15 protein-coding genes are annotated in these 12,557 nt (G+C 46.0%); 9 read left to right on the plus strand and 6 right to left on the minus strand.

The genetic code is table 11. From position 1 onward, the window contains the following. The first annotated feature begins 102 nt into the window (after positions 1-102). Positions 103-1,767 carry a hormogonium polysaccharide biosynthesis protein HpsL gene (gene hpsL, locus QUA34_RS15900; protein WP_333388114.1) on the plus strand — a complete coding sequence of 555 codons (1,665 nt, stop codon included), beginning with the start codon at positions 103-105 and terminating at the stop codon, positions 1,765-1,767. Between the two features lie 138 nt (positions 1,768-1,905). On the opposite strand, the gene QUA34_RS15905 is transcribed toward hpsL, so the two are convergent. From QUA34_RS15905 to typA, 4 genes are all read right to left on the minus strand, one after another. After that, positions 1,906-3,318 (minus strand): hypothetical protein, encoded by a 1,413-nt coding sequence (locus tag QUA34_RS15905; RefSeq protein ID WP_333388117.1) that lies wholly within the window; start codon positions 3,316-3,318, stop codon positions 1,906-1,908. A gap of 23 nt (positions 3,319-3,341) precedes the next feature. Beyond that, entirely contained in the window at positions 3,342-3,788 is a 447-nt protein-coding gene (locus QUA34_RS15910) for a hypothetical protein (protein WP_333388120.1), read from the minus strand. Then, positions 3,785-4,657, minus strand: a complete 873-nt coding sequence (locus QUA34_RS15915; RefSeq protein WP_333029965.1) for a ParA family protein — start codon at positions 4,655-4,657, stop codon at positions 3,785-3,787. The genes QUA34_RS15910 and QUA34_RS15915 overlap by 4 nt, the downstream gene beginning before the upstream one ends. Before the next feature lie 642 nt (positions 4,658-5,299). Next, the gene (typA, locus tag QUA34_RS15920) at positions 5,300-7,090 is read right to left on the minus strand and encodes a translational GTPase TypA (RefSeq protein WP_333328976.1); all 1,791 of its coding nucleotides are present in this window, start codon (positions 7,088-7,090) and stop codon (positions 5,300-5,302) included. Between the two features lie 273 nt (positions 7,091-7,363). On the opposite strand from typA, the gene QUA34_RS15925 reads away from it, so the two are divergent. The 3 genes from QUA34_RS15925 to QUA34_RS15935 all read left to right on the plus strand — a co-directional run bounded on the left by QUA34_RS15925 (position 7,364) and on the right by QUA34_RS15935 (position 8,665). Then, positions 7,364-7,711 carry a type II toxin-antitoxin system RelE/ParE family toxin gene (locus QUA34_RS15925; protein ID WP_333328971.1) on the plus strand — a complete coding sequence of 116 codons (348 nt, stop codon included), beginning with the start codon at positions 7,364-7,366 and terminating at the stop codon, positions 7,709-7,711. Next, positions 7,695-8,057, plus strand: a complete 363-nt coding sequence (locus QUA34_RS15930; protein ID WP_333328968.1) for a transcriptional regulator — start codon at positions 7,695-7,697, stop codon at positions 8,055-8,057. Before QUA34_RS15925 ends, QUA34_RS15930 begins: the two co-directional genes overlap by 17 nt. Before the next feature lie 224 nt (positions 8,058-8,281). After that, a complete protein-coding gene (locus QUA34_RS15935; protein ID WP_333328965.1) occupies positions 8,282-8,665 on the plus strand; it encodes a GUN4 domain-containing protein in 384 nt (127 codons plus the stop codon). 154 nt (positions 8,666-8,819) lie between these two features. Here QUA34_RS15935 and QUA34_RS15940 read toward each other — a convergent pair whose 3' ends face one another. Next, entirely contained in the window at positions 8,820-9,260 is a 441-nt protein-coding gene (locus QUA34_RS15940) for a hypothetical protein (protein WP_333232893.1), read from the minus strand. A 237-nt stretch (positions 9,261-9,497) separates the two neighbouring features. On the opposite strand from QUA34_RS15940, the gene QUA34_RS15945 reads away from it, so the two are divergent. Together QUA34_RS15945 and QUA34_RS15950 are read left to right on the plus strand one after the other, a co-directional pair. Beyond that, positions 9,498-9,710 (plus strand): helix-turn-helix transcriptional regulator, encoded by a 213-nt coding sequence (locus QUA34_RS15945; protein WP_333140882.1) that lies wholly within the window; start codon positions 9,498-9,500, stop codon positions 9,708-9,710. 71 nt (positions 9,711-9,781) lie between these two features. Beyond that, complete coding sequence (locus QUA34_RS15950; RefSeq protein ID WP_333388126.1) at positions 9,782-10,003, plus strand: helix-turn-helix transcriptional regulator; 222 nt, start codon at positions 9,782-9,784, stop codon at positions 10,001-10,003. 26 nt (positions 10,004-10,029) lie between these two features. Here QUA34_RS15950 and QUA34_RS15955 read toward each other — a convergent pair whose 3' ends face one another. Then, positions 10,030-10,173: a hypothetical protein gene (locus QUA34_RS15955; protein WP_333067808.1), complete on the minus strand. Its 144-nt coding sequence runs from the start codon at positions 10,171-10,173 to the stop codon at positions 10,030-10,032. A gap of 55 nt (positions 10,174-10,228) precedes the next feature. Here QUA34_RS15955 and QUA34_RS15960 point away from each other — a divergent pair, with 55 nt between their 5' ends. From QUA34_RS15960 to QUA34_RS15970, 3 genes are all read left to right on the plus strand, one after another. Beyond that, positions 10,229-11,056, plus strand: coding sequence for a M15 family metallopeptidase (locus tag QUA34_RS15960; RefSeq protein ID WP_333328958.1), 828 nt, complete (start codon positions 10,229-10,231; stop codon positions 11,054-11,056). Between the two features lie 159 nt (positions 11,057-11,215). After that, entirely contained in the window at positions 11,216-11,794 is a 579-nt protein-coding gene (gene coaD, locus QUA34_RS15965) for a pantetheine-phosphate adenylyltransferase (RefSeq protein ID WP_333374185.1), read from the plus strand. Next, positions 11,677-12,363: a DivIVA domain-containing protein gene (locus tag QUA34_RS15970; RefSeq protein WP_333081909.1), complete on the plus strand. Its 687-nt coding sequence runs from the start codon at positions 11,677-11,679 to the stop codon at positions 12,361-12,363. The genes coaD and QUA34_RS15970 overlap by 118 nt, the downstream gene beginning before the upstream one ends. Positions 12,364-12,557 lie beyond the last annotated feature (194 nt).

A 12,557-nucleotide genomic window follows, 5' to 3' on the forward strand; every position in this document is an offset into this window, starting at 1 on the left:
ACCTATTTTTGATTTTCTTCATTCTGCCTTCTACCTTGTACATCAGAGTGCCTTCTACATCAGAGTGCCTTCAGCCTTCTACATAAGTGCCTTTTAGAAGTTATGTTGAAAACCAAGCGCAAATCCAAGAAATCCAAACACAAGCACAGCGAAAAAACCACAGCGCTCAGCAAAAAAGAAGTAGCAGCACAAAAACGCAAAACTTCACAAAAGCGCAATGAATTGGTGCAGGCGATCGCCATAAGCTGCTTAGTCACCGTTGCTCTCAGCATCCCCCTGTTGTTCCTAGCTGGCCCTAAGATTGCTATTGCAGGAGGCGCAGCCGCAGGCATCTTGCTGCTTTCCTACAAATACCCCCGTCAAGCTTTGTGGGCTTTTCTAATTTACCTGCCTTTCAGTGGTACAATTACTTACGCAATTGGCGGCGGGAATGCTGCATTTCAAGTAGCCAAAGATGCTTTCTACATACCAGCCCTCATCGCCCTAATTCAAAGCTGCAAAAAGAAACAGTTGCGCCTGTTCATTCCCAAACAAATGCTTTCTACCTTTAGCATCCTGTTGATGATGGCAATGCTGACTTTAATTTTTGTCAACGGGGAGATGCAGCTCAACCCTAGGGCGGGCGACAAACCAATTCTGCAAGGAATTCTCGGCTTAAAAGTATTGATAGGTTACATACCGCTGATTGCTTGTACCTATTATCTGCTCCGCACCAAGAAGGATTTGGTATTTTTTAGTCGAATGCACATCGTTTTGGCGATCGTTTGCTGCCTTCTCGGTTTGATTCAGTACCTGTTGCTGCAAAGTGGAAAGTGTGCAGGAACCAGAGGAATGACCGGAGCCGAATTATATAAAGCAACGCTGGAAGCTAGATGTTTTGTCGGCGGTTCTTTGGTGTTCAGTCCAGAAGTCAAGATGGTCCGCTTGCCGGGAACTTTTGTCGCGCCTTGGCAGTGGGCGTGGTTTTTAATTTCTAATGCTTTTTTAACCTTTGCCTCTGCTTTTTGCGATCCTTCATTCTGGTGGCGAGTTATCGGTTTATTGGGCATGGCATTAGTATTTGCCAATGCAGTTATTTCCGGTCAAAGAGCTGCTTTAGTTATGGTTCCCCTTGCTACAGCAATCCTGCTACTTCTCACCGGTCAATTAGTTAATTTAAAACGATTTATTCCCATTGGTGTCGGACTGGCGATTCTGCTATTTATCGGTGCAGCTATTAACCCGGGAATTATCGAGCAACGGTGGGATAGTTTTGTTAGTCGCTGGAATGCTGCACCGCCCCAGCAATTTCTCTTTAATCAGTTCGAGCAGAGCAACAATTTTATCATTGACAAACCTCTTGGTAAAGGTGTGGGACGAGCCACTAATTCAACGCGAATATTTGGTGCTACGCAGTTAATTGAAACTTTCCAACCTAAGTTGATCTACGAACTCGGTTATCCGGGAATGATTAGTTTTCAGGTGATGCTTTTACACTTAGCTTTTCTAACTTTTAGATCTTACAGATCAGTCAAGGACAAAAGTTTGCGGAGTTACGGAGCTAGTTTTTGGGTGTTTGTTGCATTTATTACGATCAATACTCAATACTATCCGCTGGATGTAGATCCAGTGTCCGTGTATTATTGGGTTTTGGCTGGGGCGATTTTAAAGTTGCCCAAAATTGATAAACAGGTGCAAGATGAAAAACAGCAGGAAGTTGAGTCAAATGAATTGCAAGTTCACCAGCCCTTAAAGGAGAAAAAAATTATTGCATCTTCCCCAATTTGAGAATAATTTTGAGTGTTGAGTTGGGTGGATATTTTCTTGTTTATTAACCCGCTTTCCCTCCAGGGTAGTGCCAATATAGCCCGCAATTCTGGGTTTATCTGTGCTAAACCCCCCTATAGTATATTTGGGATTTTAAGTTTACTGCGGTTGCCAAACCGGATTGCTCGCATTTAAATCCTGGTCGTTTGTCAATTTAGTCAATGCCGAACTATCCCGATTAATTACATACAAGTTGCTTTTGTCTCCTTGGATTTCGTTAAATATAAAAGCAATTTGCTTGCTGTCAGTAGACCAAGCTAATTCTGAAATTCCCGACGGTTTTAGTCTGGTAGCTAGTTGATTTAGCTGGTTCCCGTCAGCATTGATTGTGTAGAGTTTTTGATTATTGAACTCTCCAGCGACGAAAGCAATAACTTTGCCATCCGGCGACCACGAAATTTCGTCGTAGTTTCTTGGTTTTTGGGTGAGGTTCTTGGCCGTCCCCCGGTTAATGTCGAGCAGGTAGATATCTTGCTGTTCGCCTGATGAATCGCCGGGTTTATTATAATAGTAAGCAATCCGGCTGCTGTCGGGCGACCAAAATATTTTGACGTTGTAAACCTGATTTTGCGGGTGGTTCGTCAAATTTTTGAGGTTGGTTCCATCGGCATTAATTGTGTAAATTTGCTGTTTCGGATAAGCGCCGAACAGGAAAGCAATTTTTGTGCGATCGGGCGACCAAACAAGTTGACTGCCGCCAGATACATATTCGCCGGGACTTTTAGTTAGTTTGGTAATTCCCGAACCGTCGGCATTCATTTTGTAGATATTTCTATCCTTGACAAATGCTACCTGCTGGCCGTCCGGCGAAATGTAAAATTCCGATGAAATTTCTGTTTTAGGCGGATATCCTCCTACTTCCAAATCCCTAACTAATTTAGTTCCTTGAATGCCAGAAGTGTCGCTTGTATAAAGTGATTGGCTACCGGGATCATCAGAGGTAAAACCGTCGCAAGAACGGGCAAAAATAAATTTCTGGCTGTTGGAAAACCAAGCTATTGCAAAATTAGCTGCTTTGCAAGCATCCCCAGCAAACTGTTTAGTTAGTCGAGAACCTTCAGCATTGACTGTATAGATGTCAGTATATCCGCTAACAAAAGCCAGTCGCTGACCGTTGGGCGACCAAACTAGGGGAGGGCTAACATCTATATTGGGTGCAAGTTCGCGGCGGGAGGAACTGCTAGCATTGAGGGCAAATAAATTGTTTCTCACCTCGCTGCCGCGCATCTGGAGGGCGGTAAACGCTAGTATCCTTGGTTTTTGGACTGCGGTTGGGGGAGGGCTGTGAAGGCTCAAAAACAAGGTGATTGAGAGTGTTAGGGAGATTAGGGCGATCGCACTTATCAGCCATAATTTATGGAAGCTGAAAAGTTGCAGAATTTGCAACGAGCTTTTCAGGGGCGGCCAAGATGCCCACACCACACTCAACTTCAACTCTTGTGGAACAGGCTTTTGTGGAACGGGCATCTTGCCTGTGCCATATCGCAGCGGGAAATGCAAGTTAAAACGCATTTTATCGATTCATCTGCTAATTTTTAAAGTGTTTGTCTGTCGATATGTCTCGATAGCCTCAAACTCTGTTTAATTCTGCCAATAATTAGCTCGAACATTTTTTTGCGGGACGGATTCTTGCTGCTGGGAGGCATCCCTAACTCGCAACACATCAAGTTCAAGTCAGTTGCACTCATTGTCAACAATTTTTTCCTCACCTCTTCTTCATTACCATTCTTAGCTTGTAAACGCAGTTCTTCATAAACTTCTAGAACATTGGCAGCCGATAAATTAACAGGTTTATTAACATCAGCACCCCTGGTAATATCCGAAGTTTTTGAGCTAGCAGAAACAACTCCCCGCTTGACTTGAGTCTCAAGCCGGGTTAATTTTCGAGCAACGTCCCGCAAGATTTCCTTAAGTTCGCCAATTTCCTCAACTAACCCCCCGCTTTCTTGTTCGGAAGCAGCCAAACTTTCTTTTTTACTCATTTCAGATACTCCTCACACTCGCGCCATAGTTTTTCAAATTCTCTAACTAATTCTCGCGGCAGTTCTCCCTCATTAATCGCCCGTTTTAGCCCCACGCTTTCCCGAATCGTCGATTCTAAAAATCTAACTTCTATGTTATTATCTTTTGATATCTCGTCGCAAAGTCTCTTTACTTCTCTCATGTAAAACTGAACTTCATTTGTCAGCAATCCTCCATAGGTTTTAGCTTTATTCATAAAGACTGCTATCTTGGGAAACGGATAAGGCTCAATCCGTTTCTGAAGCGAGTTTAAAACTAAACTCAATCCCCTAGAACCAAAATAATCGGGATTGACGGGAATTAATATTAAGTCGCAGCAAGAGAGTACGCTGTAGGTGAGGAGACTGAAGGAAGGCGAACAGTCAAAAAGCATCAAGTCGTATTTGGGGAGATTGGCAGAGTTGGCGATTTTTCCGATGAATCGGCGGATGAAGTCTTTAACACTTTTCCCCTCAAATCCATCGATATCCAACCAATACAATTCTTCAACTGAAGGGACAAAATGCAACTGTTCGTCAATCTGATAAATGGTGTCGAAACCAACGGGGAATTTAAAATTCTGTCCGGCTTTTTTAAAGACTTCTAGAGCGTCGTAAATTGTCAGTCTATGCTTGAGAGATTTTTCGTACCACTTACCAAACTTGTCATCTAAATGACCTGTATTTTCGTTAAGTCCGATCGCCTCTGTGAGCGACATTTGAGGATCTAAGTCTAACATCAAGACTTCTAAGTCGGTTCCTTGGGATATAATATTTCCCAGACTCCAAGTGACGGTAGTCTTTCCGACACCGCCTTTGAAGTTGATTACGGCTATTGATTTAGGACTCATGGCTGGCTTTGTTTGGATTTTGCTCAAATATAAATTAAAACATATTGTGTGACTTTGTTCAGCGCGCGATCGCCCCTGAGCAGTCCGATATGCCAATTGACATGAAAAGCAGGCTATGATATAGAAATAAATAATAAAAAAATCAAATTATTAGCCATCCCAAAGGTGCACTAAAAAAGATATATTCTGGATTTAATGAAAAGGAACACGGCTGCCGAAGTCTCGATGGACTTAATGTTGAAAAGGTTTTATCTAATCCGAATACTTGTGCTTCTCTGAAAACCTTATTTGCATGGTGTTTAAAGGCTTTCGGGGAAATACCTACCGATAAATATCAGCTTTCAAGTGGAAAATTAAGTAATATCGTTTCCGGTTGCATCGGAATAATAAAATCGAGTCAACAGTTAACACTCAATCATTCAGTTTTTCGACCCGCCCGTCAACAGCCAACAGTCAACAATTCCGAAGGATGGCAACCGGAATTGATATAAAATAACCAACGCAAAATTAGATAATATATAATTTTTTAAGTTCTGGCAGGTTTTTACGGCCGACAGAAAGTAAGGTGCGCCGAAGAGCACCCTACAAGTTTTTTTAGCGTTTCACCAGTAAGGTGCGCCGAAGAGCACCCTACAAGTTTTTTTAGCGTTTGACTAACTTCTTAGACACCTTCCGCAAGCGAATTGATTTCGGTGTTACTTCCACCAATTCATCCTGGCCGATGTACTCCAAAGCGCGTTCCAAACTCATATCGACTGGTGCTTGCAATTGCGCCAATTCTTCACCGCCAGATGCGCGGTGGTTTGTCAACTGCTTCGACTTGCAAATATTCAGCTCCATGTCTTCATCTCGGTTGTTTTCGCCGATAATCATTCCTCTGTAAACCTTGGTTCCGGGGGTAATGAAAAATACGCCACGGTCTTCAGCATTTTTCAGTGAATAAGTAGTTGCAACTCCTTCTTCAAAGGAAATCAATACTCCGTTGCGACGGGCGATAATTTCTCCACCGAGGGGGCGATAGTCGAGGAAGCTATGGTTCATAATTCCAGCGCCGCGAGTCAAGCGCATAAACTCGCCTCGGAATCCAATCAAACCGCGAGCGGGGACTGAAAATTCGATTTGGGTGCGACCGGTGCTGCTGACGTGCATATCTTGCATTTCTGCTTTCCGCTGACCGAGCCGTTCGATGCAGCCGCCGACTGCTTCTTCGGGTACATCTAACACCAAACATTCAAAAGGTTCGCAGGGACGACCGCCGATTTCGCGGTAGATTACTTGCGGTTGAGATACTTGGAATTCGTATCCTTCGCGACGCATATTTTCGATCAGGATTCCGAGGTGGAGTTCGCCGCGGCCGGATACGAGGAATTTGTCGGGAGATTCGGTTTCTTCGACGCGCAAGGCGACGTTGGTTTGGAGTTCTCGCATTAGCCGATCGCGAATTTGTCGCGATGTTACCAAACTACCTTCTTGACCGCAGAACGGCGAATCGTTCACAGAGAAAGTCATCTGCAAAGTTGGTTCGTCTACTTTGATTAAAGGCAGTGCTTGCGGGTCGTTGGGACAGGTAATTGTCTCGCCAATATACGCATCAGCAAAACCAGCAACGGCGACAAGATTACCAGCAGAAGATTCTGGGATATCAATCCGCTTCAAGCCTTCAAAGCCCATCAATTTGGTAATTTTTGATTTGACAATCGCGCCACTTTCGGTGATTAAGACTGCTTGTTGACCGATTCTAATCGTGCCGTTGTGGATGCGGCCGATGACGATGCGACCGACGTATTCTGAGTAATCTAAGGTGGTTACTTGCAGTTGTAGTGGCTTGTTGGGGTCGCCTACGGGGGGTGGTACGTGGTCGAGGATTTCTTCAAAGAGGGGCTTCATATCTACCCCTTCGTCTTCGAGGTGTTTTTTGGCGTAACCGCTTAAGCCGGAACCGAAGAGATAGGGAAATTCGCACTGATCGTCGTCAGCGCCTAGTTCGAGGAACAGATCCAAAACTTTATCGACGGCTTTGTGGGGGTCGGCTCGCTCGCGATCGATCTTATTGACAAAAACGATCGGTCGCAGTCCTTTTTCTAGGGCTTTTTTGAGCACGAAGCGGGTTTGCGGCATCGGGCCTTCGTTGGCGTCTACGATCAGCAGACAGCCGTCAACCATGCCGAGAACTCGTTCGACTTCTCCGCCGAAGTCCGCGTGTCCGGGGGTATCGACGATGTTGATCAGGGTTTCTCCGTACCTGACGGCGGTGTTTTTGGAAAGGATGGTAATGCCACGTTCGCGCTCGATGTCGTTGGAGTCCATGACGCAATCTGGGATTTCTTCCCCTTCGCGGAAGATCCCGGACTGTCTGAGGAGAGCGTCCACAAGGGTGGTTTTGCCGTGATCGACGTGAGCAATGATGGCGACGTTGCGAATGGGAAGACTCATAATGCGTCTGGAACGTTAAACGGATCTAACTAAAGATTTCTTAATAATTGTAGCGCATGGAGTCAAGGGCCGATCGAGCGCGGCTGTAAGATTGGAGTGCGATCGTCGCTAGAATCAAGATTATGGAAGCGCAACAAGCGTGAAATTGAGTGTTACACCACGCCTGACGGCAGAGTTTTTTTCGATCGGTAATTTTGAGTTGGCCCAGGTGAAGAAGCTTTGATAGGGGGCGATCGCCCGTATTAAGATGAGGCTGCAAGTACGATCGACTTTATGGAAGTACAACCGAGGGAAATTAGACGTTATATTACCCCAGACGGTAGAAATCCTTTCGCAGAGTGGCTTAGTTCCCTGCGAGATTTGAATGCGGTAGTTAAAATTGAGCAAAGGCTTGACCGAGTTCGCTTAGGGAATTTAGGAAACAGCAAGTCTGTTGGGGAAGGAGTCTGCGAATTAAAAATTGATTTTGGGCCGGGGTATCGCGTGTACTTCGGACAATTGGGGTCAACAATAGTTCTTCTTCTCTGCGGTGGGGATAAAAGCACTCAAGAACAAGATATCCGCAAAGCGTATGAGTATTGGAAAGAATATGGAGAACGCGAAAATGCCAACGAGCGATAGTTACCAGGGCTATCTGATAGGAGCGCTCAAGGATAAAATACACGCTGCGGCTTATCTAACAGCGCATTTGGAAGACGAAGAGCCTGAACCTGGTTTGCTGGAACTCGCACTTAGCAATGTATTTGAGGCTCTTGGCGAACCAAATATGTCTGCTGAGGATGCTAAATTGCATTTGGAAAAATTAGATGTTTTGTTGTCGGGAGAAGGAAGTGCGACAATTTATGTTTTGGCAAGTTGGCTGAAGGTTTTGGGATTGAAGTTAACAGTTGCGGTTGATGAAGGGGATAAAGGGGAAGAGAAAGATTCTGTTAGTGCTGCTGAGTTGGCGGAAGTTGGTAATGTTTGATTTTGGGCGATCGAGCTTGCTTGAATGTCGTTTATCTTAGTCAGGTAGCAATTGAGAGAGGGATTTATTCAATGATAAACAATGACAATTTAATTTCAGCAGTAGGAGTAGATTACAGCAATCTGCGGAATTTATTAGCTGCCCAAAAGTGGAAAGAAGCTGATGATGAAACAGTTTACAAGCTGAAGTAAGTTTTAGGAAGAGAACATCCAGCAGACATCTTATTGGCAGACATCAAAGGCTTTTTCTGCGAAGACCTGCTTACCATAGACCAACTCTGGTTAAAGTACAGAAAAGGCCGTTTTGGTCTTAGTGTCCAGAAGCGGATTTGGGAGATTCTCTACAAAGATTGGAATATGTTGGGCGATCGCGTCGGATGGCGCGCCGACGGCAAATGGATGTACCGCGACGAGCTCACTTACAATTTAAATGCCCCCCCTGGACACCTCCCAGTTAATATATGGGGTCAGTTCGGGTTTTTCTCTAAGTCTAACGATCGCTGGACTGTTGGCGGCAACGAAATACATTGGGTGTTTTGCTTAATAGGACGACCGCCCCATAGAGCGCAGCTTCTCTTTCAAAGGCTTGAGTATTGTAGTTTGTGCTAGACGGGAGCGCGATCTTCGGGGAGATCGGGCTTCAAATTCATCATCAAATTAACCTTGAGTAAAAGCGATCGATTGCTTAACAAATTTGCCTCTGCAATCCGAGCGACTGTTATTTGCAACTCACAAAAAGTAGGGACAAAATCCGCTCCTCTCCTCAAAAAGCCTCAATACACTCTTTCACCACACAATAAATGTTCCGCAGCAACTCCACCTGCAATTCTGACAACCCGTGCTTAATCTTACCTACCAACTTACCCCAGTTGTAGAGTTCTTCCACACCGCGAGACTGCCGAAATTTCCCCTCATAAAAATCTACCCAAAATATCGGTGCTTGATGTTGGCTGATTCTCCAGCGTTTCCGCCACCGGATGCAGTCTTGCAGCGTCGGCGGTTCGACTCCTAAAATTGGCGGCATATCTGCGTAGCTGACAAATTGGCTGATGCCAACTCCCACAACATGGATGACGTAAGCCCAGCAGCGAATGTCCCGAATCTGTTCTGGCTTGACTTTCAAGACTTTGGCAACTGCTTCTTTGGTGACAAAGCGAGCAAGTGGATTTATTTGCTTGGCTTCTGAGTTTTGTTTTGGTATCATGGTTGGTGACTTGGTGACTCCGACTTGTTTGGGGTGACTGCGACTTGTTTGGGGTGAATCCGACTTGATTTTGGGTGAATCCGACTTTTTGTTGGTGAATCCTACTTTTTGTTGGTGAATGCCAAATTGTCGGTCATTTGAATAAATAGCTGTTCGCTCTTCAGTTTTCGAGGCCGGGGGGCGATCGCTATTTATGATGTAAATATTTTAAGGCCAATACTGGTCTATTGTCAATAAATGGGATTGGTTAAGTTGCGGATTCGAGAGCTGGCTGCCGAGAAGGGTTGGACTTTGACAGAGGTTTCTGAGCGATCGGGAGTTCACTACAGCACGCTTAAGAATTATGCTCGTTCGCCGGGGTTAGCAACGGTTGACGTTACTCATTTGCAAAAATTAGCTCGAACTTTTGATTTGTTGATTGAAGATTTGTTTGAGGTTGTGGAAGATTAGGCGCCGGGAATGCGGTGGCGCTGGGCGGCGCTTTATATCTCATATATAGAGTGAGGTGAAATTTCACCCTAATGTCAAGAGGCGAATTGGTTAAATTGCGAATTAGAGAGTTGGCGGCTAGGGAAGGTTGGACGCTGAAGGAAGTAGCCGATCGCTCTGGAGTATCCTACAATACTGTTAAAAGTTATGCCCGATCGCCCGGTATGGCAATGGCTGACATCAGTGCTCTGCTAAAATTGGCCCGGACGTTTGATGTGTCGATCGAAGAATTGTTGGATTTTGTGGAACAGTAACAAATTACACTTAAAATAAACCAGCGCTACCAGCGCCAACCAGTTCGGCCTCGCAGGGACGATCGACTGTGGGCCCAAGCAACAGATGCGAGAGTTGGCGGATGGGACGGGGCGAAGTCTGAAAGAGATGATATATTCTCAGCGGCAATTGTAGCTGTTCGATCGCCCATATCGGTCTACAATTTTTAACGTTGAGCCTTATTGAAGTGCAGGAGTGGAGCTGGCTTGGATAACGCTAGTCTGTCAAGAAAACCCCCGCAAGCCTCGGAGCTTGTCGCCGACGAAATTCCAGAAGCAGTGCGAGATCACCCATACCCAGAAGCAGGGCAGAGTCAGTCTAAGAAAAAAGGGCTGATTTGGAAACTGCTAGGGTTGGCCGCACTAGCCTTTGGGGTCAGCATCTGGCTGCACCTCAACTTTAACTTGTTCCCCGCCACCAGTCAGGCAGAGCAAACTCAACAAGACTCAGCGCCGACAAGTTCCGCGTCTCCGTCTGTCGCGAGTCCAGCTACCACCCCAAAAGTCCCCGCAATCCCAGAAAACCTGCTGGGACACTTGCCGTACCCAGAAGCACCAGCCAAAGACTTAGTAGGCGTCACCTCCGACGGTAGCGTCAAACTCCGCTCCTCAGCAGCAGCAAAATATCAGGAAATGGTCAACGCCGCAGCGGCATCAGGCATCTATTTCGCTCCCATATCCGGCTTTCGCTCCCTGCAAGACCAACAGCACGTATTTTTTGACGTGAAAGCCGAACGCAGGCAAAACGCCAGCAAGCGAGCCGAAGTCAGCGCCCCTCCAGGTTACAGCGAACACCACACCGGTTATGCGATCGACATCGGCGACGGCACCGCCCCGGAACACAACCTCAGTCCCAGTTTTGAAAATACCGAAGCATTCAAGTGGTTAGAAGCCAACGCCGTCGCCTTCAGCTTTGAAATGTCCTTCCCCAAAAACAATCGCCAAGGCGTCAGTTACGAGCCTTGGCATTGGCGGTTTGTGGGCGACAAGCAAAGCCTCGAAACTTTCTACAAAGCTCATTCCATGAAAAAGTAGATGTCAGTTGACAGTTGACAGTTGACAGTTGTCATTTGTCAGAAGGAAGGCACTACACGGATTAACACGGATACAAGGATAATAGACTCTCCCACTCCCCCACACACTCTCTCCCCCTATCCCACATTCCCCCACTCCCCACTTCGTTGAGCCAAACTCGTGATTGCAATCTATCCAGGCAGCTTTGACCCCATTACCTTCGGTCACGCAGACATTATCGAGCGGGGATCTAGACTGTTTGACCGGGTAATTGTTACCGTAGTCAGAAACCCCAGCAAAACCCCTCTCTTCACCGTAGAGGAACGGATCGAGCAGATCCGGCGCTCTACCCAACACTTGCAAAATGTAGAAGTAGACAGTTTTGAGGGTTTGACAGTAAACTATGCTAAGATTCGACAAGCCAAAGTGCTGCTGCGGGGGCTCCGGGTATTAACAGATTTTGAAATGGAACTCCAGATGGCCCACACCAATAAAACCCTTCTGGGTGAAATTGAAACAGTTTTTTTGGCAACTTCTAACGAGTACAGCTTTTTAAGTAGTAGTGTAGTTAAAGAAATAGCCAAGTTTGGTGGCTCCGTAGATCATCTTGTTCCGAAACACGTCGCCCTAGATATTTACAAATGTTACGCCAGCAGGAACCAACTCGCATCGAACCCGACACTACCGGACGCGGCACTGAGAACGAATCACCTCAGAACACAGCCACCTTCGGAGACCCCACCCGAACCGCAGGAGTAGACATCCAGCGGGAATTGAATCGGCTTGAGGAAATTGTTCTCGACAGTCCGCGAATTCCCATGACCAGACGCACTCTGGTGGATGAAGAACAGTTGCTCGATCAGTTAGACTTGGTGAGGTTAAATTTGCCGATCGCCTTTCAGGAAGCCGAGACGATCATCCGGCACAAGGACGACTTGCTTCAAGAAGCGGAACTTTACGCTCAGGAAGTGATAGAAGCAGCAGAACAGCGAGCAGCAGAAATTTTAAACGATATGGGCTTGCTCCAGCAGGCGAAGATAGAGGCAGATCAGTTGCGACAGCAAGTTTTGCTCGACTGCGAGGCAATTCAGCAGGCGACGCTGGCGGAAGTCGAACAAATTCGCTACCAGGCTCAAGAGGAATTGGAAGAGATGAGAGTCAGGGCGATGGCTGAATGCGAGGAAATTCAAAACGGAGCCGACGATTATGCCGACCAAGTTCTCGATAATATCGAGCACAAGTTGAGCGATATGCTGCGCGTGATCCGCAACGGGCGCGATCAGTTGGATAGTGTTTCTGCGTCGCACATCCATCACAGCAACGGTTAGCCAACAGTGAACTCATTGCTTGAACATTTCTAAAAGTCTACCTAATTTAGGTAGACTTTTTTTCGCAATAGTCTCTATAGTCTTTATTTCTCAGTCCCAGCAGTCGGTGACTTATTTTTGCCGACATAAGTTTTGTGAAGATAGGAGCAAATATAAAATTTTATGCTAGAGTTTGGTGAAAACTCATCAGACAA

The organism is Microcoleus sp. POL10_C6, from assembly GCF_036701585.1.
GTDB lineage: Bacteria > Cyanobacteriota > Cyanobacteriia > Cyanobacteriales > Microcoleaceae > Microcoleus.